Below are 23,493 nucleotides of genomic sequence, written 5' to 3' on the forward strand. Positions count from 1 at the left end.
AAGGCTATGAGTGCGTCCCAAAAAACTAGCGCGAGCAATGCGTCCGCGCGTGTGGACACTGTGCCCGCGCGTGTGGCTAAGGTGCTGACGCGGTTTGCCTGGTTTCTCATGGCTATACCGCTGGTCATTGGGGTTTGCTATGGCTTTATCTGGGCGGGAATCCCATTCAACCACGGGTACAGTTTTCTCATCTATACCCCGGGAATGATTGAGGGCCGGGTGGGTGTCGCCCGCGCGGACGACGGCGCGACGGAACTGCTGTACCAGCCCTGCGGGACCGATGCGGACACATTGGTGGTGACGAACTTCGAGGGGCCAGCCACGGGAGTGGAAGCCAAGCAGCCACTCGGCTCAAACGCTCAGGTGTGGGTGCGAACAGGCGAAACAAACGAGCCCTTTACCGCGCGGCTATTTCCGCCCACTCTGCCACCGGGGTGGTCTCTCGAATCCAACACATACCCGCCAAGCGGCAGTAACGGACCATCGCAACCATTGGCCGCTTACACCTACACCGATGGTGAGGGCAGGAGTCTGACCGGCATGCCGGTACGGGTGACGGCACAATCGAAAATTGAGCACCTGGGGCCCGACAAGGTGCTCGTCAATGAGTACAAGCCCCTGGTCATGACACGGGAGGACTTCTTTAACTGCAAAGTCGCCACCCCAGAGCTTCCCGAGCCCCTTGTCTCCATCTACGGCGGGCTGTGGCTGCTTTCCGGCGTGTACCCGCACTAAAAGCCTGCATGAGCGTTAACGCTCACCGGGTGTGACATAACTGACTTTTCAAATCAGCTTGTGAGGTGTAGGGTCAATTTCTGAAACAAATAACAACACGTCAGGGTTGTTACTTAAACGGTAAAACGTATTGAGGCAAGACCTGAGGTTTAACAAAACGCACACCTTTTTCGTGTGCGCGGTTTGTTAAACCTCGGGTCTTTTTTCATGCGTCCACATTAATTAGTCACGATCGAAGGAGAATGTAAGTGGCTACGACAATGAAGAACGCGGCGGCGGATATCCTCGCTGGCGTGGGCGGTGCGGACAATATCCTCGCCGTCACGCACTGCGCGACGCGCCTGCGCTTCGAACTTAACGACGCCTCCATCGTCGATAAGGATCGTTTGGAAAAGAACGAAAAAGTCCTCGGTGCTGTCCCCCAAAGTGGTGACCGATACCAGGTCATCGTCGGTGGCGACGTTCCGAACGTGTACAACGCGCTCACCGCCCTACCGGAGATGCAGAACCGCTCCACCAGCGGGAACAGCGGAAAGAGTGGGGAGCGTTCCAACGACGACGTCAAGGCTGAGGCCCGCGCCAAGAGCAAGGGCCGCTTCCCCTGGTTGGATAACTTCTTCGAATTCCTCTCGGACTCGTTCCGCCCGATCATCGGCATTCTCCTCGGCGCGTCGCTCGTCATTGCGTTCACCGCCGTGATGGAGGCCTTCGGTGTGGTCGATACCCGCTCCGAGGACAAGGCCCCGGTGTGGTTCTTCCTTGATGCCATGTGGCGTTCCGTCTTCTACTTCCTGCCGGTCATGGTGGCTTACAACGCAGGTAAGCGTCTGAAGATCGACCCGTGGGTCTCTGCGGCGATCATGCTCGCACTCATGACACCTGAGTTCATGGGCCTGCAGGACAACCCCGCTGCCACATGCGTGACCAATGACGCCCTGGGTACGGAGACCTGCTCCATTCCGATCCTGGGGATGAAGCTGCTGCTTAATAACTACGGCGGCAACGTGTTCGTGCCGCTCATGATGGCTGCCGTCGCGGCACTTGTATACCGCTTCTTCCAGAAGGTCATTCCTTCCTCGGTACACATCGTGTTCCTGCCGTTCCTGACCCTCGTGATTGTCATGCCGATCACCGCATTCCTCATCGGTCCGTTTGGCATCTGGTTGGGCAACATCATCGGTACGGGCCTGGCGTGGCTGAATGGCAACGCCCCGTTCGTGTTCGCCATCCTCATCCCGATGCTGTACCCGTTCCTCGTTCCGCTGGGCCTGCACTGGCCACTCAACGCCCTCATGCTCATCAACATCGATACTCTGGGCTACGACTTCATTCAGGGCCCGATGGGTGCCTGGAACTTCGCCTGCTTCGGCGCCACTGCCGGTGTGCTCGCCCTGTCTATGCGTGACCACGACAAGGTCATGACGCAGACCGCAGGCTCCGCCCTTGCTGCCGGCCTCATGGGTGGTATTTCCGAGCCGTCCCTGTACGGCATCCACCTGCGTTTCAAGCGGATCTACCCGCGCATGCTCGTGGGCTGCTTCGCCGGTGGCCTCACCATCGCCATCCTGAGCCTTGCCACTAACGGCGTGACCACGAACGCGTTCGTGTTCACCTCGCTGCTCACCATCCCGGTGTTCAAGCCGATGGGTGTGTATGCCATCGCTGTCGCTGTCGCCTTCTTCACGGCTTTCGCCGCCATTTACTTCACCGACTACCTCAACAAAGAGGAGCGTGAGGAGCTCCGCAAGCGCCTCGAGGTCGATTACGAGGGTGGCGAGACGTACGCGGACACCGATACTGCCCCCGCCGCAGTTCCCGCAGCCGTCGGCGCGGGTGCTGGTGCAACCGCCGTTTCCTCTGCCGGTACGTCCGCTGAGGCGTCCGCTTCTGCATCTTCCGGAGCGCCCGCTTCTGCATCTTCCGGAGCGCCAGCGGAGGAAGATGTGACCGTCGTCGCTCCGGTTTCGGGCACTGTTATTTCGCAAAAGGATCTGAAGGATCCGGCGTTTGCGGCAGGCGCGCTGGGCACAGCGGTAGGGGTAGTCCCCACGGACGGAACCGTAGCTGCTCCGGTTTCGGGCAAGATCATCTCGGTGGCCAAGACCGGGCACGCCTACGGCATTAAAACAGACGATGGCGTGGAAATTCTCGTCCACATCGGCATCGATACGGTGAAGATGCAGGGTGAGGGATTTACCCCCCAAGTGGAAAAGAGGGATCGCGTCAATGTTGGCGACACTCTTGCCACCGTCGATTTCGATGCCGTCACCAAGGCTGGTTTCGACACCACTGTCATCGTTACGGTTGTAAACTCGAAGTCACTAGAAAGTGTGACGGAGACCTCATCCGACGCAGTTCAGGCCGGTGAACCTGTACTCTCAGTAAGGATGTAGGTACGACTCCATGTGGGAAGGTGTGAGCCAGTGAAAATACTGCGTGTGTTTAACAACAACGTCGTGCTGGCCAAGTCTTCCTCGGGAGAAGTGATCGCTACCGGTCGCGGGATTGGCTTCCAGGCGCATCGGGGCGACACCGTCCCACAGGAAAAAGTCCAACGAGTCTTTGTCCCCACGGACGGTCGCGACCCCGATCACCTCGCAGAGATGTTGGCCTTTATTCCGGCGCGGCACATCGCCGTCGTGTCGGAGGCCCTCGAGGAAGTCGATCCAGCCGGCCAGTTGAAAGACAAGATCACCCTGATCACGGCACTCGCCGACCACCTTGGATTTGCGATCCAGCGCGCGAAAGACCACGAGCCGATGGTCTACCCGCTCAAAAGCGAAGTGGAGAACCTGTACCCGGACGAGTACCGGCTCGCACAGGCCGTCATCGCGGCTGTGAATCGGAAGATCGAGGTGGAGCTGCCGGATTCAGAGTCTGTTGCAATTGCCCTTCACCTGGTCAACGCTGGTTTCGCTAGTGGTGACCTTTCCTACACGTACCAAATGACCGGTGTCATTCAGCAGATGCTGGAAGTCATCAGTTCGCACTACGGTGTCCCGCTGGATTCGTCTACGATGAGCGTTGCCCGGTTCATTACGCACCTGCGGTACCTGTTCGTGCGGTTGGCCCGTGGCGACCAGCTTGCCGACGAGAAATCGCAGCTAGCGGACCATATATTTACCCTCTACCCGGATGCTGCCGGATGCGTGGAGCAGATTGTTTCCATCATCGAGCTCCGGTTCGACACAGAACTGACAAAGGAAGAAATCGCGTACCTCACCCTGCACGTTGCGCGGCTGGGTACGACGGAAAGGATTCGACATGAATGATCGCGTAGTACTTCACGGTATCGGCGTTTCGTCCGGCACCGCCCATGGCCTTGCCGTGCGCATTACCCCTGCTGCAGGTGTGGATACCAACGAACCGGCGTGCACCGATGTAGAGGCTGACGGCCAGCGCGTCCGCGACGCTTTTAGCCAGGTATCCGAGGGCCTTGCTGCCCGCGCCGAGAAGGCGCCGGAGGCCTCCAAGGCGATTCTTACCGCCACCGCCGGGCTTGCGCGTGACAAGGCGCTCGTCAAGGGCGTCGATAAGCAGCTGAAGAAGGGCATGGGTGTGACCGCCGCAGTGCACGAGGCCGTCGAGGTCTACGCCGGCAAGCTCCGCAAGATCGGTGGCTACATGGCTGAGCGCGTCACCGACCTCTACGACATCCGCGACCGCACGATCGCTCGCCTGCGTGGCCTGCCGGAGCCGGGCGTTCCCGAGCTTTCCGAGCCCGCCGTCCTCGTCGCGCATGATCTCGCACCTGCTGAGACCGCGACGCTCAACCCCGAGACCGTCCTGGGTATTGTCACCGCCGCTGGTGGCCCCACCTCCCACACGGCGATCCTCGCGGCACAGCTGGGCATCCCGGCCGCCGTCCAGGTCGTTGGCGTGGAAGAGCACCTCGAGGAGGACACGCACATCGCGCTCGACGGTGGTGTCGGCGAGGTCATCGTCAACCCGACGGAGACGGACACCCAGGAGCTGGAGGAGCGCTCCCGTCGTCGCGCCCGCGCACTGGCCGGTTCCTCCGGCGAGGGCTCCACGCGAGACGGCCACAAGGTGAAGCTGCTGGCTAACATCGGCACCGCCGACGACGCCCGCAAGGCCGCCACCTTCGACCTCGAGGGTTCCGGACTGTTCCGCACCGAATTCCTCTTCCTCGACCGCGACTCCGCTCCGACAGTAGAGGAGCAGGTGGAGACCTACACGCAGGTCCTCGAGGCCTTCGGCGACCGCCGTGTCGTCGTCCGCACGATCGATGCCGGCGCCGATAAGCCGCTGAGCTTCGCCAACCTCGGCGAGGAGGGGAACCCCGCACTTGGTCGCCGTGGCATCCGGCTCACGCAGGCTAAGGAAGAGCTTCTCGACGACCAGTTGGAAGCACTTGCCCTCGCTCACCGCAAGACCAATGCTGAGCTGTGGGTGATGGCTCCGATGGTGGCCACCGTCGATGAGGCCAAGTGGTTCGCCTCCAAAGCGCGCGGCTACGGCCTGCCCAAGGTGGGCATCATGGTGGAAACCCCGGCTGCGGCTATCCGCTCCCGCCAGGTCCTGTCCATCGTGGACTTCGCCTCCATCGGCACCAATGACCTGTCGCAGTACACGATGGCCGCCGACCGCATGCAGGGCGAGCTCGCCCACCTGCTCACCCCGTGGCAGCCGGCAGTTCTTTCCATGATCAAGGAGACCTGCAACGGCGGTAGCAAGACGGGCAAGTACATCGGTGTCTGCGGTGAGGCCGCCGGCGACCCGCTGCTCGCCCTCGTGCTTGTGGGCCTCGGCGTGTCCAGCCTCTCCATGGCACCGAAGAAGGTCAACGCCGTGCGCGCCGCACTGCGCCTGCACGACATGTCCACCTGCCAGCAGATGGCCGCCTACGCTCTGGATTCCTGGACGGCAGAGGACGCCCGCGAGGCCGCCCTCAACGTTGCCGACCCGGTCATGAAGGACCTGCTCTAGGGCCTATAAGGCCTCTAAGACACTGTGGCCAGCAACGCCTGAGTGCTGAGTAAGCCCCTTTCGCCCAGCGGCGAAAGGGGCTTTATTATGCAAACTTTTCCGATTAGTGGGTTGATTGATACGGTTACGGATTAAACACTAAGGAAACGGTTGAGGTGTCAGACCCAATGACACTTGTTGGTTGCCAAAAATTAGGCGCGGAAGGAAAAACATGTCGTTTTCTACACGCGCATTCGCGTCTACAACCGCACTTTCTCTTGCTCTCGTCGGTGGCACCGCCGTCGCCACTGCAGCGGGTGCCACGGAATGGACGGACAGTTTTCAAAGCTGTATGAATGTTACTGATAATCTTGTGAAAGGTGGCGAGAAGGTTGACGGATTTCTTGACACGAAGCTCGCCGATAAGGGCTGGAAAGCGTACAAGCTGGCCACGGACAACAACGGCTCGTCAGCTACCGGTGATTCTTTCAGCCTGTGTATGGAACAAGCTTTAGCTTCAAAGGACCCGGAGAAGCAAGGCCCTGCTATCGGTATCCTCCTTGCCATCATTGCGGGCTCGCTTGGTCTCGCTGGTGTCCTTGCAAGCTTTCTTGATCAGCAGGGAATCATCAACCTTCCTCGATAATTAAATACCCTGCAAGAACCGGCAAATTGATGGCTTGGGAGAAAAGCTCCCAGGCCTGTTGTTGTTTATGCTGTAGAGATAATTGCATTTAGGTTGTAAACAAATCAAAGGGGCGTAAATGTAAACTGGTAAAGGCCTGCAAAGCAGCTGTTAGGTTTGGTAAAGTGAGAAAAACGGCGCGGAAAGGCCGCGCTATACCTCTACGTTTCTGTAAGGAGAAACCCATGAAGCTTCGTGCGATTGCTTCCGCAACTGTCCTCTCTGTAGCCCTTGCTGGTGGTTCTGTTGTTGCCCCGACGGCAGGAGCTGAAACTCCATCCTGGGGAGAGCAAGCCGGACAAACCTCTTCAGCGTTTCTGACGTGCGGATCAGTTTTGAAGGCAGTAGCTGAAAAAGGAGGTAGGAGCGACGAATGGATCGAGGCAAACTGGGATTCTATTAAGGAGGATATGGGATCTAAAGGTTCTTCCGCCCCCGGTGATTTCTCCACTTTGTGTTTCGAGTCGGGTCTGGCGAGTGACGATCCTGAGCTAGCAGCAGCATCCTGGTCTCTTCTGATTTTCCTCATTCTCTTGGGTGTCGGTGCTGTCTCCACGGTCGTAGCTCCGAGGTAAATGAAAGAGTAAAGGTTTCTTTTCCGCACACGATACGAGGGGAGAATTAAGTTCCGCCCGGTAGGTCTACCGGGCCGTTTTTCGTTCCTTGACTCCGAAGTCCGCAGATAGGGGCGATGGCTGCTACATTTTCAGGTATCGAAGCAAAAGCCTGCCGCGGTCCTGGTGGGTATTGCATGATGAAAGGCAAAGGAAAAATGAAAACTCGTGGAATCGCCGCAGCAGTGGCTACGAGCCTCGCACTAGCCGGTGGAGTTGTAGCAGCACCCGGTGCGGTGGCAGAGGAAAAAAGCTCGGAAAACGCAAAGGTCTTTGAGGCGTTCCAACAGTGCATGACGCAGGTGGACAGAGAAAAGGAAAAACTCGGCCACGACTTCACCGAAGAAGAGTGGGCTGCATTTAAGGGAGACACCAAGGGGTCCTCCGCGCCGGGTGATTCCTTCAGCTACTGTGTGGAAAGCGGGCTATCCTCTGACAACGTTGACCGGATCGCACAATCCTGGATCATTGTTGTGGGAATCAGCGTTGCCGTGGCTGCGGTGCTCGGCATGTTTGGCAGCTACCGTCTCGTCTCCTTCGAAAGCCCCTTCAGGTAATCGTAGAGGGGGCGAACTTTTTCTGAACACGCCGCGAGGGTCGCAATGTGGGGTAGAGTGGCGCGGAGCTCAGCCTGGAATGACGCGTTGCCGTGGGCGCCAGCGAGCTGCCGGAACCGGAGCAAAGATGCACGGGCCTCCTCTGCACTGGTGAACGTGCCAACGCGTTCCCCGTCGTGCCAAACGTGAAAGGTGTCGATGGCATCGTCGAGAGGGAGGATGGCATCGGGGACAGCATTGTAGCCGCGGTCGTGCCCGGCGATGCTTGTCCATCTAGGAAAGGGGAGTCCGAGCTGCTTTTGGGCAAAGTATCGCTGAGCGATGCCGAGGCGGCTGACCTCGGCGGCGGTGGAGACAAGCTCCACGACGATGGAGTAACCATCAGCGACGAAGTCGCACACCGTGCGCTTAACAGTCGCCGTGTTAGTAAGCGTGTTTTCCAGATAGACGTTAAACCGGTTTTCGCGGCATCTTTCGAGGATGCCAGCGAAGACGAAACCGACTGGTTCATTGGATAGCACATCCATCCGCATCTCATCGGCGTCCACAATCTCGTCGAGACGGGGGTGGAGCAGCCGGATCTCGTCGGAATCGACCACCACGCCCGGGCGGGTGCGCTGCAGCCTGCTTACCATGTGGCTCTTACCGGCAGCAGACTGGGCGGACACATACGTCAAAACGGGGTTATCCGCTGGTACTTGGTCAACGGAGACAAGGTCCCACGCGGTATCAAGCATCGTGCGCTTTTGCTCATCGGTAGTGGCAAAGTCCTGTGGAGAAAGTGCGGTCATTACTCGCTCATCTCCTTTTCCAGTTCGGCCGAAAGGATGTGGGCCGCAGACTGAATTTCTTTCGGATCGTCGCAGTTAAGGTCGAGGTAAAAGCGTCGAAAAGCAAGTGCCTTCTGACGTAGAAACAGCGCGGTGGCGTGGTTGGTCTCAACGGCGGCGCGGCGCAGAAGACGGGTGGAAAGTGTGGTCGCAGCATCGTGGACCGCGTCGAAAAGCATGATGTCGCTATGTGGAAGGGAACTCATGAAACCGAGACTAGACGAGGCAGCCACGCGGAACGGTCAGGAATCGAACAGAAGGGTGATGGAGAAACCATCTCTCATACGAAATATTGAGAAAAAATCCACAATTCCGGAAGTAGGAGCGCCACAAATCCGGAAGTAGGACCGCCACAAATCCGGAAGTAGAACCGCCACAAATCCGGAAGTAGGGTTTATTTCCGCTCGTAAACGCGCTATATTTGACCGCATGGATGTGAAGGAATTTACCGGTGTAGATTACAGCCGACGTGTGATTGATAGAGAGGTCGAAAACCTCATTAAGACGGTGCCTGCCATCGTCATTGAAGGGCCGAGGGGATGCGGAAAGACAATGACGGGCCTGAATTTCGCACGCTCCGCCGCTTTCTTGGACTCCCCCGAGACAGAACTGCTGGCAGCAACCGATCTGTCACTTCTGACCGAAGGGGAAAACCCGCGATTGCTGGACGAATGGCAGCTTTACCCGGCCCTGTGGAACGTAGTTAGGCGAAGAATAGACTTTGGTGGCAGCTACGGCTCTTTCATTCTCACGGGGTCTGCGGTCCCAAATGATAATGTGCGACGGCATTCGGGCGCAGGACGGTTCATCCATCTGAGGCAGCGCACGATGACCGGATTTGAAAAATCATTGTTGCGCGAAAATAGGGGTGAAAAATCGTCTGATGATGGTGGTGAGGTTTCCCTCTGCGGGTTGTTTGCAGGAAAGGGGGTTAAAGCTGACACCTCCAGCTCCGCGATTACAGATGTGATTAGCCAACTGTTAACGCCGGGGTTTCCGAACATGGTTCTGATGGAACCATCGGCGCGAAGAAGAATGCTGGAGGGGTACATTCAAGATATTTCAGAGGTCGATATCCAGAGGTTGGCGGATGTGCGTCACGATCCCCACTCAATCAGAGCACTTCTAGCTTCGCTGAGTAGGCATGTCTCCACCAGTGTTAGTTGGGAGACACTCCGAAAGGATCTCCGCAATGTTGATGTGGAAATTTCCGTGAAAGGAGTGCAACGTCTGGTTGAGTTACTCGAGCGGATGTACGTGGTGGAAAGCGTTCCTGCGATGCGTACACAGCTACGGTCACGGGCGGTACTGCGCAAATCATCTAAGTTTGTTTTAGCTGATCCGGCGCTTGCTGCAGCTGCACTTCATGCTGATGAAGAGGCATTATTGGCAGATATGGAGACGACGGGCTTCCTATTTGAGTCAGCGGTGATCCACGATCTTGCCGTGTTTGCGCAGGCGCTGGAAGGCAGTGTGGGGTACTACCGAGATTCCAATAATCATGAGATCGATTGTGTGATCGAATTAGAAAACGGGGCTTGGGCTGCCATAGAAGTGAAGCTTGGACTCAACCAAATCGAATACGGGGCAGAAAGACTTTCTTTGGCCGTTGATCAGATTGACAAGAATCCGCCTGCGTTTAAAGCTGTCGTGACCGGTAATGGACCAATATTGCAATTGAAAGACGGGACATTTACCTTTCCGCTTCATGCGCTGCGTCCATAGCTAGGTCGGGGTCAAGTGCCTCGTTCGCTACCGGCGTACACCCCACTGAACTGGGGGAATGGGAAATTTAGGGGAAAATGGAAAATAATCTGGGGCGGTGAACGGTTAAGGTGGGTAGCAGTTAGATAAAGGTAGTAGTACACGCGAAGGGGAAACATAAGTGTTCGAACGGTTTACGGACCGCGCCCGCCGAGTCATTGTGCTCGCGCAGGAAGAAGCGCGGATGCTCAACCACAATTACATCGGCACCGAGCACATCCTGCTCGGCCTCATCCACGAGGGCGAAGGCGTGGCCGCCAAGGCCCTCGAATCCATGGGTATTTCGCTTGAGGATGTGCGCAAGGAAGTAGAGGAGCTCATCGGCCCCGGCTCGCAGCCGCCGAGCGGGCATATTCCGTTTACGCCGCGCGCCAAGAAGGTGCTCGAGCTGTCCCTGCGCGAAGGCCTCCAGATGGGGCACAAGTACATCGGCACCGAGTTCCTGCTCCTCGGCCTCGTTCGCGAGGGTGAAGGCGTTGCTGCACGTGTGCTGGTGAAGCTCGGCGCGGATCTGCCGCGTGTGCGCCAGACGGTGATTCAGCTTCTGTCCGGCTACGAGGGCCAGCAGGGTGGCGAGGCACCAGAGGGTAATGGACTCGCGGGTGCGGGTGCTGCCCCTGGTGGTGGCGCGTTCGGTGGACGCCAGATGGGCGGCCCCGGTGAGCGCTCCAACTCGCTGACGCTGGATAAGTTCGGCCGAAACCTCACGCAGCTGGCCAAGGACGGCAAGCTGGATCCGGTTGTGGGGCGTGAGAAGGAAATCGAGCGCATCATGCAGGTGCTGTCTCGCCGCACGAAGAACAACCCGGTGCTCATCGGCGAACCCGGCGTGGGCAAGACCGCCGTCGTTGAGGGCCTGGCGCTCGACATCGTCAACGGCCGTGTTCCGGAAACGCTGCGTGATAAGCAGCTGTACTCGCTGGACCTCGGTTCCCTCGTTGCGGGTTCCCGTTACCGTGGTGACTTTGAGGAGCGCCTGAAGAAGGTGCTCAAGGAGATCAACCAGCGTGGTGACATCATCCTGTTCATCGACGAGATCCACACCATTGTTGGTGCGGGTGCCGCCGAGGGCGCGATCGACGCTGCTTCGCTGCTGAAGCCGAAGCTCGCCCGCGGTGAGCTGCAGACCATCGGCGCGACCACGCTGGACGAGTACCGCAAGCACATCGAGAAGGATGCAGCCCTGGAGCGTCGTTTCCAGCCAGTCAACGTGCCGGAGCCGTCCGTCGAGGACACCATCCAGATTTTGAAGGGCCTGCGCGACCGCTACGAGGCGCACCACCGCGTGTCCATCACCGACGGTGCACTCGCTGCCGCCGCCAGCCTGTCGGATCGCTACATCAACGACCGCTTCCTCCCGGATAAGGCCGTTGACCTCATCGATGAGGCTGGTGCCCGCATGCGCATCAAGCGGATGACGGCGCCGGAGGGTCTGCGCGAGATCGACGAGCGGATTGCCAAGGTGCGCGGCGAGAAGGAAGCCGCCATTGACGCTCAGGACTTTGAAAAGGCTGCGGGTCTTCGCGATAACGAGCGCAAGCTCACCGAGGAGCGCGCCGAGAAGGAAAAGCAGTGGCGCAACGGTGAGCTGCAGGAAATCGCCGAGGTGGGCGAGGAGCAGATCGCCGAGGTGCTGGCCAACTGGACCGGCATCCCTGTGTTCAAGCTCACCGAGGAGGAATCTTCCCGGCTCATCCACATGGAGGACGAGCTGCACAAGCGCATCATCGGCCAGGAGGACGCAGTCAAGGCAGTCTCTCGGGCTATTCGACGCACGCGTGCAGGCCTCAAGGATCCGAACCGTCCGTCTGGCTCCTTCATCTTCGCCGGCCCGTCCGGTGTGGGTAAGACGGAGCTGTCAAAGGCTCTCGCCGAGTTCCTGTTTGGTGATGATGACTCGCTCATTCAGATTGACATGGGTGAGTTCCACGATAAGTTCACGGCCTCCCGTCTGTTCGGTGCTCCCCCCGGATACGTCGGCTACGACGAGGGTGGTCAGCTCACCGAGAAGGTTCGTCGCAAGCCCTTCTCTGTGGTGCTTTTCGACGAAATTGAGAAGGCACACAAGGAGATCTACAACACCCTGTTGCAGGTCCTCGAAGAGGGCAGGCTTACCGACGGCCAGGGACGCGTGGTGGACTTCAAGAACACCGTCTTGATCTTCACCTCCAACCTCGGAACGCAGGATATCTCCAAGGCTGTGGGCATGGGCTTCACCGCCAACAACGAGACGGACGACGACGCCAAGTACGAGCGGATGAAGGACAAGGTCACCGACGAGCTGAAGAAGCACTTCCGCCCCGAGTTCCTCAACCGTATCGACGAGATCGTCGTGTTCAAGCAGCTCACCCGCGAGCAGATCGTGCAGATGGTGGACCTGCTCACGGCACGTGTGGCCAAGATGCTTCGCGAGAAGGACATGGGCTTGGAGATCACCGAGAAGGCCAAGAACCTTCTGGCAAAGCGCGGTTTCGATCCGGTGCTCGGTGCCCGCCCGCTGCGCCGCACCATTCAGCGTGAGATCGAGGATGCGCTCTCCGAGAAGATCCTCTTTGGCGAGGTCGGTGCCGGCGAGATCGTCACCGTCGACGTCGACGGCTGGGACGGTGAGTCTGAGGACACGGACAAGGCCACCTTCACCTTCACCCCGAAGCCAAAGCCGCTGCCGGGCGTTGAAGATGAGGCCCCCGCCGAGTCCGGCGACCACGCTCAGGCAAGCGAGGGCGACGAGTAGTTCGCCTCCACCTTTTACGTGCTCCCACCTAAGGTGGGAGCACCTTTCTATGCCTCAGCTACGATGATGAGTGTGACAAGGATTCCTCGACCCTTGCTCGCCTTCCTCGGCGGGCTCACACTGTTTGTTATCTTTTGCGTTGTTTGGCTGTGGAACGCGGATCCTCTGAAGCAAGCTCTGACTCGGGCGTCGGCCGAGAGTTTACCGGTGGCCGTGAACCTCGCGGAGATCTATCACGTTAATGCGACCGAGATCGCCGTGCAATGCGGCTACCAGAGCGACTCCGATGCTTCGCGGGCGCTCGGTATCTCCGCGCGACAGGCCCGCGACCTAAAAAATAACGATGCTGACAAGGTAGTCTATTTCCGAGACGCGCGTTCTTCACTGCTCAAGGTTGTCACCCTCCCCAGTAACGCCAAGATCTGTGATGACATCACAAGCCTCACATGGATTCCCAACACTCCAGTGTGTTTCACTCCGCACGAGCGCTGGCCCGGATTGTGGCGGGGGAGGCTGTGCGCAGTTTAGCCTGCGCCACCGACGGGCAGGTGATTCTCAGGCCTTTTTTAGTTTTGAAAAAGCTAAGAAAACTAGGTTGATTGCGGTGTGGTGATGTAGCTAAGCCTCGTCATCTACTTGTTTGGCTGCGGGATGCTCGAGGATCGCGCAGTAGATGAAGTCACCGCTGGTGATGGCGTATACGGTGGAAAGAATCGATAAATCAGCGGTGTTGCTGAAATGACTATCAACGTGAGTAGTAGAGCGACAACGATGTGCCGATACCCAACAACGTGCATGTTCAGTGGGGCTACTGTGTGTCCGGCATCCTACGCGGCATCATTTTTCTTTGTTGCGGTGGTGCGGACACCAAAAAAACCGTTGCTTGGGTTAGTTCCGTTGATCTTGGGCCCGCCAGAGTTTTAACAGAATAAACTCCAGGAGCGCTAAATGAACGGCTGAATCGATGAGGGAAATGTCCATGTTCTTCTTCTTTCGGTGTATCGGGTTGTGAGTGACACTCGAACTGGCAGTCTTGAAGAACTACTTGCTACCACCTATGGAGCTAGCGAAAGGGAACACGCAGCATGATGGGTGACAATGGAACGAAATGTGGAGTTGTAGTTGGGGAGTCGGTGGAAGAAAAGAGCTCTTTATGGTCTTCAGTAACGAGGACTAGGACGGGTATTTTAAAGTACTAGCTTGCGGTATTTACTGAATCTTCCGCTGCGCTGAGGTGGAGCCTCATCTATCACGAAATAAAGAAACGGAAGCTCCCGTTTAGTGCGGGGAGCTCGTAAATGAAATTCCGCGTTGCTCTGCAGGATTGAAACTTGCCTCTGTTAAATCGCAATCAATGAATGAAGCATCTCTGAGGTTTGCCCCCATCCAGTTTGAGTGGGTGAAATTTCCAGTGAAAAACGCCCCCGGTGCATCGGCACCCACAAAGCGACATTCGGAAAAATCACCGGAGAGGATTGCTCCAGCTAACTGAGCATTTTCAAAGTATGTTCGGTGAGCATCTACGTTTACCAACCGTGCCTTTTCGAGCCGAGCGAAGTAGAAAGACGTCTCCGAAATGCACGCGTCGTTCAAAATGGCGTGGTCCAACAAAGCAAATTCAAAGTCGATGTGTGCTGTGATGTGATCACGTATGAAATGAAAATTCAGTGCTGTATCTATCGCGATACTAAACCCATTGTCCCGCCACCCGTCATACGGGCCAAAGCCGGGAACTGATGTCAGAATGCGGGATCCGAGCTCCGCGAAAATGTAGTTTCTTACCGGGCTCGCAATCGATCTATCTTTCGTGATTTGCAATAGGAGGTGAGCATATGGGCTGATGAGTCGTGAGGCAGCGGGCGGGGTGAGATTACTTTGATTAGCGATTGTGTCCAGACGACAAAAAATGGTGTCAACGAATTGCTTGTCTATCTTATCTAGTGAAAATGTAAATCCATCGATTGGATTCAAAATACTGGGGGACATTGGTTACCTACACCTACGGAAGTAGATCTCCGAATCTTTTTGTTGTGTTGACATATTCCGGGCAGGGAGGAGACTTGTACTCTAGGCCCCGATTAAAAGGGTTGGCAGTGCACCAAGTAAATAAAACCATTTATGAATTCCGAGCGCTTCCCCGATTTGTCAGGGTTGGTAAGCTCGTCGGAAATTGGAGGTCCGAGCCAGGAGCGCTCCGCGCCGATAGCTTGGTAATGGTTGAGGATCTCCCCGCAAACTGATTTATGAGCAGGTGCAAATGATTTACACCCTGGGCTGCGGTTTGCCAAACGTATGGTGGGATTTGTTGGGATTTCTGGGATAATTTGTTCCACTTGTCTTTTGTGTTTTATCAAGAGGTCCGGACGATTGTGCTGTAGCTCTTCCAGTTGCTCGCTTGGGGTTGGGGAGAAACGGTCGCTGACATAGTCATCCGGTGTGGTCGTTGATGATGGGATGCGGGCTTGTGCGGTGCATGTTGGAATGGTGAACATCAGGAAAGGCTCAAAGTACAAACCAACGTGGCTAGAAATATTAGGTTGGTACTCAAGGACTGTTCCGTTGTTTGGCCGAGCCGCATTTGTGTCTCCGTTTCAAGTGACTTCACCACTTATTATAGTGTTCTGTGGTGTTTTTCTGGGCGGATGTAGTCTCAACCTTAGGCTTGGGAGCAGTGTCAAAAGCACAGTTGCGCACCGTAGCTGGTCCGAAGCTAGTCATATCGAACGTCGAACCTAAAAATGAGCAATTGAAAAAGGTAGAACGTTTGGTAATACCTAAGGCGAGAAAATCTGTTTTAGTGAAATCGCAGTCTATGTAGGTGCCGGTTAGTACCCCGTTGTAAAATTTGGTGCCCGAGAAGTTGCAACGAGTGACGGTGGCGTGCGACAAGATGAGGTAGTCAGCCCACATATTTCGGCAATCAATCCCATCCATGACGGGAGCCTCTATAGCAATTTGGCGCAGATCGGCTCCGCAGAGGTTGAGGGGGAGAATATCGTTGCGCTTGAGGAGTTCTGACAAGGCGACGCTGCGAACTTGATTGTTAGTGAGGCGAAGGCCTGATATAGCGCGTAGAAGTGAGTTGGCGATCTCGGTGCGGTCAGTCGGGGAGCATGTCGGATCGTCGGCAAGCACAAGGAGTGAGGAGACGAAGAACTGCTGAGTTAGCGGTGAATCCGATGAGCGGGGGAGGGGTGGCAGCTTCATGACTTAAGGGTACCGCCTTACACATAGCTAAAAACGATGAAAAGGAAATTAGTAATACCGGCTACCTCTTGACGGTGGTCAAATTTGTGTGTATAAAGGGTTGTGACGGAGAAAACACTCTCCGCAGGTCTAGTTTCTAACAGAGGAGACAAATCATGGCACTTCTGACCATCGGCGATAAGTTCCCAGAGTTCAAGCTCACTGCGCTTAAGGGTGGCGATCTGCACGACGTTAACGCCCAGAAGCCGGAGGATTACTTTGAGGAGATTTCCAACGACTCCTTCCGTGGGAAGTGGCTTGTATTCTTCTTCTACCCCAAGGACTTCACTTTCGTCTGCCCCACCGAGATCGCAGCCTTCGGCGAGTTGGATGAGGAGTTCCAGGACCGCGATGCGCAGATCATCGGTGGCTCCATCGATAACGAGTTCGCACACTTCCAGTGGCGCGCCACCCACAAGGATCTGAAGTCCATCCCGTTCCCCATGGTCTCCGATATCAAGCACGAGCTCATCAGGGCCCTCGGTGTGGAGAACGCTGATGGTGTTGCTGATCGAGCAACCTTCATCGTTGATCCGGACGGAATCATCCAGTTCGTTTCCGCTACCCCGGACGCTGTTGGCCGCAACGTTGACGAGGTCCTCCGTGTCCTCGACGCCCTCCAGTCTGAGGAAGTTTGTGCCTGCAACTGGGAGGCCAACGACCCGACCAAGAACATTGACAAGATGGACGTCCTGAAGGAAGAGCTGAAGTAAAAATATGGCAATCGAAAACCTCAAGAACGCGCTGCCCGAGTACGCGAAGGATCTCAAGCTGAACCTCAGCTCGCTGACCCGTTCCAAGGAGCTTTCCGAGCAGCAGCTATGGGGTTCCATGCTGGCAGCGGCAGCCGCTACCCGCAACGCTCAGGTTCTCAAGGAGATCCGCGAGGAGGCTTCTGAGCACCTGTCTGAGGAGGCCGTTAACGCCGCCCTCATGTCCGCATCCATTATGGGCATGAACAACGTGGCATACCGCTCCAAGGAATTCCTCCCCGAGGAGTACGAGACCATCCGCGTCGGTCTTCGCCAGAATGGAATGGCCAAGCCCGGTGTGGAGAAGGTTGACTTCGAGCTGTGGAACATCGCGGTTTCCGTGATCAACGGCTGCGGTAAGTGCACCGCTGCCCACGAGCACACCGTGCGTGAGGAGGGCCTCAAGGAGTCCCAGGTATGGGAGGCTGTCAAGGTGGCAGCGACCCTCCAGGGCATAGCCCAGGCTCTGTTCATTGAGTCCGCGAAGTAACCCTTAGGGCGTATAACAACATACACATTCCGGATCCCATTGAGGGTCCGGAATTTTTATTCGGCTTTTACTCGGGTCTGGCGATGGGGTAGCTTGTTACGGTGTATTTCGGGAGCGGGGCCAATTGGAAGTACACAGTCGGGTTGCTGCTTTAAGAAACTGATGTCCGTGACTCGGGCAGCTTTTGAGGCTTGTCGACGCTTTGTGGTTGCCGGGATCTTTCAATTCCGCTGTAGTTCGGTGGGTACGGTCGGTACCATAAGCTCTATGGCAGCAGCCACCAGAAATAGCAAAGTTAAGAGCGCGGTTGAACAAAGACTGGAGCGTGCGGATGCCGCGCGGTCATTTGTAGCAACGTGGTCAGGGCGTGGCTATGAAAAAGGAGATACAGCTTCTTTCTGGATTCAGCTCCTATCGCAGGTAGTAGGCCTAGAAGATGTCGTCACGGCGGTGCATTTCGAAGAGCGGGTGAGCAATGGAGGCTTTATCGATGCCCATATCCCTTCAGCGAAAACACTGATTGAGCAGAAAGCTCTGGTGGTTAATCTGGGTAAGCCAGAAATGCGCCAGGGGCGCTTGGTAACCCCGTTCGAACAGGCTAAGGCATACGCCGACGAGATGAAGAACTCGAACCGGCCTGACTACATCAGTGTTTCGAACTTCTCCCATTTCCGCATCCATGATCTAGACCAAGAGCGTCCGGCAGAGAACTACGTTGAGTTCTCGCTGGAGGAGCTGCCAGAGCAGTTTCATCTCCTAGATTTCATTGTCACAGGACAAAAAGCCCGCAGGGTAAAAGAGCAGCAAGCTTTCTATGCATGCGGGCGAACTCGTTGGCATGCTGTACAAGAGTTTGGCTGCTCAATACATAGATCCGGAGAGCGAACGTAGTCGGCATTCTCTCAACGTGTTATGTGTTCGGCTCGTATTTTGCTTATTCGCGGAGGATGCGGGACTCTTCGGTAAGGATTCGTTGTACCGCTATCTCTCTGGGGTACCTACTGAATACGTGCGGGCAAAGATGATCGAGCTCTTTCGTGTGCTGGATACTCCCTATGATGATCGTGATGCGTATATTTCGGACGAGCTATCGCAGTTCCCCTATGTGAACGGCGGATTATTCCGCGAGGAAGACATTGAGATTCCGCAATTCACTGAGGACATTGTCTCTTTACTGGCAAACGAGATCTCACGTGACACCGACTGGTCAAAAATCTCTCCAACCATCTTTGGTGGGGTATTTGAGTCCACACTAAACCCGGAGACCCGTGCCAAGGGCGGGATGCACTATACGAGCCCGGAAAACATCCACAAGGTCATCGACCCCCCTTTCATTGACGGTTTGAAGCAGGAGCTGGAATCGATCCTGACGGATCCAGAGATGACTCCGCTTAAGAAAACAAGGCGGCTGAAAAAATACCACGATAAGTTTTCCGAGGAGATGAAGCTCGCAGACGAGCGCCGGTCGTTGGTGTAGGTGGTGGCGACGTGATCCAACCTGGCCACCTGCTCCAGCCCGGCTTGGTCGGTGATCTGGTGATGGTTCGGGTAGTGGTTGTTGTGCGCATTGCCGCTACTGGTGGCGGCGCATAGGGTGAACGGGGTCATGCGGGGTGCACCTCCTGGAAGTCGGCATCGAAGAAGCGGATCGGGGATGTCCATCTGGTGTGCCCAGCCGATCTCGGCGCGCATCCCAGCGCTGACCCGACCGATGTATGCCCATAGTTGTTCGCATTTCGACAGCAGGATGCGGTTGAAGAACATGGCCAGCTCGCAGGCGTCCGGGGCGGTCTTTTCCATGAACTGCGGGTAGTGCAGATGTGGGGCGAGCGGGATCTGGCGTGCTGACACCGCGAACGCGCTGACCCGGCGGGCAAGCACGATGTTCGCCTCCACATCGCCGGAATACGGGGAGCAGATGTAAACCAACGGTCGGCACCCGTACTCGGCGCGCTGAATCGCTTTCAGCGCGCGGTAGCAGGTCGGGTCGGGGTATCCTTCGACGTTCTTCTTCGGTATTCCGGTATCAAGAAGCGCAGTGGTGGGTATTTGGTGTCCTCGCTTTCACGCTCGATCACCGGTGGCAGGCCACGGGTGTTCTTCAACAGGTCATAGATGAACAGGCGGCCTTTCTGCGCCCAGTACATGTGGGTGCGGGTCTTGCCCTCGTCGTACTCGTGCGTCTTGGACTGGGTGTAACCCTGCTCAGCAAACTTGGCGTAGAGGAACCAGCGCCCGGACTGGTGAAACTGCACCTGCTCCTCGCGCAGAATCTGGTTGAGCTTCTTCGCCGACAAGCCGTAGTCCTTGGCGATCTCGGTGGTGGTGATCAGCGACGGCGACACCAGCATCACGTCGTAATACGACACCTTCGGTGCCGCCTCCAGCAGTGCTTGCTCGGCGGCGAGCCGCTTGGCCCGCTCGGCGCGCAGGGCGGCGATTGCTCGCTCCAGGAACAAATCATCATTGAGCAGCTCGTCGATGGCGTACATGCCGTGAAGGCGGATGGACGGGAGGACGTCGTCGAACACCCACGCCTCGAACTGCCGGGCGACGGGCAGCTTGGAGGAGACGATCAGCCGGTACAGGTCGCCTTCGCTGATGAACCTGACCTGCTGGATGCCGCCAGCCGTTTCTAGGGGGTAGTGATTCACGACCACCCCCTTGCAGTGACGCGCCAGGGCATCTTTCGTGTTGGCGTAGCCGAGGGCGGTCGCCACGTCCTTGCCGCAGAACAGGACCTGCCCGCCCGCAGTGATGGTTCGGATCGTACCGAACTCGTGGTTGGTGAACGCATGTAGCGCGGTAGCCATGACCGGTTCCTTTTCTGAGAGCCGGGTAGACAATCGTGGGCGCGGGATGCGCCAGGCTCTCACCTGTCAGGCACGGAAGGCACCGAAACCGGACACGGTGTGAGGAAGGCTCTCGCCCATACGGCCCCCGAGCACCGACAAATCCGGACGGGTCAGAGGACACACTGGTGTGTGAACGTACCGATCTCCGTGCCCCGTGCTCTTGCTTCCGCGTCATCAACCAGGTAACCTTGTAGTCAACATGACCGGTTCCGCTGCCCGCCTCGGTGGGAGTCCAGGGCCGGTCTTCGTTATTCGTATTAAACAGGGTTGCGCGTGGAGCAGGTGAAGCAGTTCAAGACCTACGGTGAACAGGTCGAATTGCTTCGTCAGCGTGGGATGCGAGTGAATGATCCTCAGCATGCTGAGACGCTGCTGGCGCGATTGAACTACTACCGCTTGTCCGGATACTGGTACCCGATGCGCCGTTTCTCCCAAGGCGACGGCACTGCCCAAAATGAATTCGTTGACGGAGCATCGTTTGACCTGGTGGTGGCCCTCTACGGGTTTGACGAGCAATTGCGCCACAGCGTGTTCATCGAGCTTGATCGCGTGGAGTTGGCTATTCGGACCAAGCTCGGTCACGAACTGGGTCGCCTCGACCCGCTGATCTATTTGGATCCCCAGCGTTTGAGCGCCCGGGCACGGCAGCGAAACAAAGACGGGCGTAGCGTGCACGAGGTGTGGCTGAGAAAGTACCAGTCGGCATTGAAAGCGTCGAAGGAGGACTTCGTCGCCCACCACAAATCCAAATATGGCGGGACTCTACCCATCTGGGCGGCCGTCGAAATCATGGATTGGGGAATGCTGTCATACCTGTACGGTATGTCGCCCAATATCGTGCGCAAACGGATTGCCGAGCCCTGCGACCTAACTGGTCCTCAGCTTGAATCGTGGCTGAAATCCTTGAATATTCTGCGCAACTACGCAGCTCATCATGCAAGGATGTTCAACCGTGTTTACGGCATCAAACCGAAACTGAACAATGACGTCAGGCTGGCTCCGGTAGCTGAAGGAATGAATCGCGTGTTCGGGCAGCTCTCCCTTATCCAATACTTGCACCGCCAACTGGACTTGTCTCCAGCCGACCGGCTACCGAAGCTGTTCCACACCTACCCGCACAATCCCATCGTGCCGTTTTCTCGCACAGGAGCACCTGACAACTGGCGCGAGTTGCCTCTCTGGCGCGTCTAATCCTTGCGGTAGTAGTCGCATTCGTACCCGTCGGCGTCGAGTGGGAGCCCTGCTGCCCAGTCGGGTAGGGTGGCCATGAGGACGCAAGCATCAGCGACCGTAAACCCAGAACCAACAGGTTCGTCGATGACGATTTCGTCGTGGACGTGCATGACAATCTTGTGCCCAGTCTGAGCGACGAGTGTCATGGCGTGGACGAAAAGGTCACGAGCAACTGCTTGGACGATGTTCTCGACGAGCTTGCCGCCGTAAGATTCCAGCCGCACCACCAGGCGATCGATGCCGGCCCGCAGTATCACTGGCAGAAAGGCCCGTCCAACCCTGCGTCAGCTGCACGATCGCAATCTGCCCCGCAGTCATGCTCACGGAGGGTAGAAATCCCTGAAAAGCTGTAAGCCCTCCCCTTTCCGCTTCCCGACGCCCCTCCACGTCCATCCTCCCTCCCCGCAGGCCCCCCGATCCCCCGATCGGAGAAAAGCAGCCTACGCAGCGGGCAGCAGTGCGAGGATCTGCGGCGGCATGAGTGCGCGCACGGCCGGCACGTAGGTGATGAGCACGGCGATGATCCCCACAAGCGCGAGCACGCCGGCGGTGACGCTCAGCCCGATGGTGGCCTCCTCGGAGAGCCCTGCGGCTTCGGCACCCGCGGCGAAGCTGGTATCGCCCGATCTGCCTTTGACGCACCACCGCGCGTTGATTAGTGCCAGCTTTTCAAGCTTGTTCATGTAAGCGTACTGAGCGTCGATCATCTTGCTCAGCATGTTGTCCACCTCGGGGATGCCAAACTTTGCTTCCGGTGGCAAAACGGGCTTCGGGCTCACTCCGCGGTCAATGAGTTCCTGGGCTTTTGCTTTGGTGAACGTGGTGGACTGTCCGATTGGAGTGTTGTTCATTTGGATTGCGGCGTCGGCGATTTTGCCGTACGCGTCCATGATTATTTGGGCCAGTTCGGTCCCGCCTGATTTGTCGCGTGTCTTGTTGTACAGCGACATAGTGACGTTGTAGATCTTCGTTTCGTTGGTGGTGGGCAATTTCCCTTTCCACAGGCTTTCAAGGTCTTGATAGGTGCCGGGAGTGTAAGAGTCGTAGGCGCGTGCGATCTCAAGCCAAAAATCTTTGGTGGCTTGGATCCCATAGTCCGTGTCGGCTTGGGTACCAGTGAACGTGCACGTGTTGTTGGGGTTGACGGTGACTATCGTCGCCCCAGCCTGCGGAACTGCAACGCCCGCGAGGCTGACGGCGACTGCCGTGGTGACGGCTGCGATCTTCTTCATGGTGGGAACCTTTCGGTTTTGGGGGTGCTACTTTTAGCGTACGCGCTACACATGAATTTGGCAGCCGATTGCCAGATATGTCTACCCCGTTTGTAGGTTTTTCACTGCCCAGCCCTGTCAGGCACCTCTACCGAGTTCCCGTCCGAGCACGCTTTTTCCGCTTCTCGACGCCCCGTCGCACCGCCCCTCCCCAACCTCCCGCGTGCGTCAATCCGGGCCACCGCGCACTAGTTTTCACCCCAAACCGAAAAAACCGGCACACAGATTTTGCAGCAAACTTGCCCACCAGGGCAAACGCAAAACCGACCCAAACTTGGTGCCGAAATTTTCGGCACCAACTTCGCCGCACCCGAGAGAACCGCATAGTTTCCTTCAGCAAACTAGCACGCCAAAGCTAATGACCAGACCCGCGTCCACCGAGTCGGAACAGTAATATGCCCCCTCTCGCGTGGCGCTGATCCGACGAGAAGCTTGGAGGGGGGTCTGTCCCTATTCCAGTTACTCGCATTGTACTGCACAGAAGGTAAAGGTCACGACCCGAAACCTAGGCGGAGCTCAAAACTAGAAATTGTAACGAAGCACGTCGGCTTAGCGAGCAGAACCCACGCCACCTGCGGATGCCCCCTTTAACGTATGAACACCCTGTTCAACGACCGAGGCCACGCCTCCCTCCCCTTTTCGCTTCTCGATACCCGTGCGTCCTCCCCTTTTCCGGGCCTCTCCCACGGTTCAGCCCGTGGGCGGCTGGTTCCAGTGTCACGCGGGGCGCGGTGGAAGGCCTCCCGATCCCCGACCAGAGAAAAAGCCTCAATGAAAGGCTGCTCCCGAAAGAGCAGC

23 protein-coding genes and 1 pseudogene are annotated in these 23,493 nt (G+C 57.1%); 15 read left to right on the forward strand and 9 right to left on the reverse strand.

Annotated elements, in window-relative coordinates:
- The first annotated feature begins 6 nt into the window (after positions 1–6).
- The 7 genes from HMPREF3044_RS10820 (at position 7) to HMPREF3044_RS10850 (ending at position 7,520) form a co-directional block, all read left to right on the forward strand.
- Positions 7–735 carry a hypothetical protein gene (locus HMPREF3044_RS10820; protein ID WP_070741598.1) on the forward strand — a complete coding sequence of 243 codons (729 nt, stop codon included), beginning with the start codon at positions 7–9 and terminating at the stop codon, positions 733–735.
- Between the two features lie 260 nt (positions 736–995).
- Entirely contained in the window at positions 996–3,128 is a 2,133-nt protein-coding gene (locus HMPREF3044_RS10825; protein WP_371326124.1) for a glucose PTS transporter subunit IIA, read from the forward strand.
- Between the two features lie 30 nt (positions 3,129–3,158).
- Positions 3,159–4,007 (forward strand): PRD domain-containing protein, encoded by an 849-nt coding sequence (locus tag HMPREF3044_RS10830; RefSeq protein WP_070741604.1) that lies wholly within the window; start codon positions 3,159–3,161, stop codon positions 4,005–4,007.
- A complete protein-coding gene (gene ptsP / locus HMPREF3044_RS10835) occupies positions 4,000–5,685 on the forward strand; it encodes a phosphoenolpyruvate--protein phosphotransferase (RefSeq protein ID WP_070741607.1) in 1,686 nt (561 codons plus the stop codon). The genes HMPREF3044_RS10830 and ptsP overlap by 8 nt, the downstream gene beginning before the upstream one ends.
- Positions 5,686–5,896: 211 nt before the next feature.
- Complete coding sequence (locus tag HMPREF3044_RS10840) at positions 5,897–6,310, forward strand: hypothetical protein (RefSeq protein ID WP_070741610.1); 414 nt, start codon at positions 5,897–5,899, stop codon at positions 6,308–6,310.
- A gap of 224 nt (positions 6,311–6,534) precedes the next feature.
- Positions 6,535–6,924, forward strand: coding sequence for a hypothetical protein (locus HMPREF3044_RS10845; protein ID WP_005393640.1), 390 nt, complete (start codon positions 6,535–6,537; stop codon positions 6,922–6,924).
- Positions 6,925–7,121: 197 nt separating this feature from the next.
- Positions 7,122–7,520 carry a hypothetical protein gene (locus tag HMPREF3044_RS10850; RefSeq protein WP_246821044.1) on the forward strand — a complete coding sequence of 133 codons (399 nt, stop codon included), beginning with the start codon at positions 7,122–7,124 and terminating at the stop codon, positions 7,518–7,520.
- Here the strand turns inward: HMPREF3044_RS10850 and HMPREF3044_RS10855 are convergent.
- Positions 7,484–8,311: a zeta toxin family protein gene (locus HMPREF3044_RS10855; RefSeq protein WP_070741616.1), complete on the reverse strand. Its 828-nt coding sequence runs from the start codon at positions 8,309–8,311 to the stop codon at positions 7,484–7,486. The two genes, HMPREF3044_RS10850 and HMPREF3044_RS10855, sit on opposite strands and share 37 nt — an antisense overlap.
- On the reverse strand, positions 8,311–8,556 hold the full coding sequence (locus HMPREF3044_RS10860) for a hypothetical protein (protein ID WP_005388679.1): 246 nt from the start codon (positions 8,554–8,556) through the stop codon (positions 8,311–8,313). The genes HMPREF3044_RS10855 and HMPREF3044_RS10860 overlap by 1 nt, the downstream gene beginning before the upstream one ends.
- Positions 8,557–8,779: 223 nt before the next feature.
- Between HMPREF3044_RS10860 and HMPREF3044_RS10865 the strand changes: the two genes are divergently transcribed.
- From HMPREF3044_RS10865 to HMPREF3044_RS10875, 3 genes are all read left to right on the forward strand, one after another.
- Positions 8,780–10,075, forward strand: a complete 1,296-nt coding sequence (locus HMPREF3044_RS10865) for an ATP-binding protein (RefSeq protein ID WP_070741619.1) — start codon at positions 8,780–8,782, stop codon at positions 10,073–10,075.
- A gap of 160 nt (positions 10,076–10,235) precedes the next feature.
- Positions 10,236–12,848, forward strand: a complete 2,613-nt coding sequence (locus HMPREF3044_RS10870; protein ID WP_005393649.1) for an ATP-dependent Clp protease ATP-binding subunit — start codon at positions 10,236–10,238, stop codon at positions 12,846–12,848.
- A gap of 66 nt (positions 12,849–12,914) precedes the next feature.
- Complete coding sequence (locus tag HMPREF3044_RS10875) at positions 12,915–13,376, forward strand: hypothetical protein (RefSeq protein ID WP_246821045.1); 462 nt, start codon at positions 12,915–12,917, stop codon at positions 13,374–13,376.
- 750 nt (positions 13,377–14,126) lie between these two features.
- Here the strand turns inward: HMPREF3044_RS10875 and HMPREF3044_RS10880 are convergent.
- The 3 genes from HMPREF3044_RS10880 to HMPREF3044_RS10885 form a co-directional block, all read right to left on the reverse strand.
- Positions 14,127–14,834 carry a pentapeptide repeat-containing protein gene (locus HMPREF3044_RS10880; RefSeq protein ID WP_005393652.1) on the reverse strand — a complete coding sequence of 236 codons (708 nt, stop codon included), beginning with the start codon at positions 14,832–14,834 and terminating at the stop codon, positions 14,127–14,129.
- Between the two features lie 92 nt (positions 14,835–14,926).
- Complete coding sequence (locus HMPREF3044_RS13000) at positions 14,927–15,340, reverse strand: LGFP repeat-containing protein (protein WP_005393655.1); 414 nt, start codon at positions 15,338–15,340, stop codon at positions 14,927–14,929.
- Positions 15,341–15,449: 109 nt separating this feature from the next.
- A complete protein-coding gene (locus HMPREF3044_RS10885) occupies positions 15,450–16,055 on the reverse strand; it encodes a pentapeptide repeat-containing protein (RefSeq protein WP_005393657.1) in 606 nt (201 codons plus the stop codon).
- A gap of 155 nt (positions 16,056–16,210) precedes the next feature.
- Between HMPREF3044_RS10885 and HMPREF3044_RS10890 the strand changes: the two genes are divergently transcribed.
- From HMPREF3044_RS10890 to HMPREF3044_RS13690, 4 genes and pseudogenes are all read left to right on the forward strand, one after another.
- Complete coding sequence (locus HMPREF3044_RS10890; protein ID WP_005393659.1) at positions 16,211–16,807, forward strand: peroxiredoxin; 597 nt, start codon at positions 16,211–16,213, stop codon at positions 16,805–16,807.
- Between the two features lie 4 nt (positions 16,808–16,811).
- The gene (locus HMPREF3044_RS10895; protein ID WP_070741625.1) at positions 16,812–17,336 is read left to right on the forward strand and encodes an alkylhydroperoxidase, AhpD family; all 525 of its coding nucleotides are present in this window, start codon (positions 16,812–16,814) and stop codon (positions 17,334–17,336) included.
- A 267-nt stretch (positions 17,337–17,603) separates the two neighbouring features.
- The gene (locus HMPREF3044_RS10900; RefSeq protein ID WP_246821047.1) at positions 17,604–18,227 is read left to right on the forward strand and encodes a type IIL restriction-modification enzyme MmeI; all 624 of its coding nucleotides are present in this window, start codon (positions 17,604–17,606) and stop codon (positions 18,225–18,227) included.
- Positions 18,175–18,399, forward strand: a pseudogene (locus HMPREF3044_RS13690) (type IIL restriction-modification enzyme MmeI); the annotation flags it as partial. The gene HMPREF3044_RS10900 and the pseudogene HMPREF3044_RS13690, both read left to right, overlap by 53 nt.
- Before the next feature lie 224 nt (positions 18,400–18,623).
- On the opposite strand, the gene HMPREF3044_RS13475 reads toward HMPREF3044_RS13690, so the two are convergent.
- Positions 18,624–19,232, reverse strand: coding sequence for a DUF7768 domain-containing protein (locus HMPREF3044_RS13475; protein WP_246821049.1), 609 nt, complete (start codon positions 19,230–19,232; stop codon positions 18,624–18,626).
- Positions 19,233–19,300: 68 nt separating this feature from the next.
- Positions 19,301–20,149, reverse strand: a complete 849-nt coding sequence (locus tag HMPREF3044_RS10910; RefSeq protein WP_070741632.1) for a phage antirepressor — start codon at positions 20,147–20,149, stop codon at positions 19,301–19,303.
- 315 nt (positions 20,150–20,464) lie between these two features.
- Here HMPREF3044_RS10910 and HMPREF3044_RS10915 point away from each other — a divergent pair, with 315 nt between their 5' ends.
- A complete protein-coding gene (locus HMPREF3044_RS10915; protein WP_070741635.1) occupies positions 20,465–21,382 on the forward strand; it encodes an Abi family protein in 918 nt (305 codons plus the stop codon).
- On the opposite strand, the gene HMPREF3044_RS10920 is transcribed toward HMPREF3044_RS10915, so the two are convergent.
- A complete protein-coding gene (locus HMPREF3044_RS10920) occupies positions 21,379–21,681 on the reverse strand; it encodes a DNA polymerase family A protein (RefSeq protein WP_005393666.1) in 303 nt (100 codons plus the stop codon). The genes HMPREF3044_RS10915 and HMPREF3044_RS10920 overlap by 4 nt on opposite strands.
- A gap of 183 nt (positions 21,682–21,864) precedes the next feature.
- Positions 21,865–22,656, reverse strand: coding sequence for a hypothetical protein (locus HMPREF3044_RS10925; RefSeq protein WP_070741638.1), 792 nt, complete (start codon positions 22,654–22,656; stop codon positions 21,865–21,867).
- Positions 22,657–23,493: the final 837 nt, after the last annotated feature.

Origin of the sequence: Corynebacterium sp. HMSC073D01 (assembly GCF_001815555.1) — a bacterium.
In the GTDB taxonomy this organism is placed as follows: Bacteria; Actinomycetota; Actinomycetes; order Mycobacteriales; family Mycobacteriaceae; genus Corynebacterium; species Corynebacterium glucuronolyticum.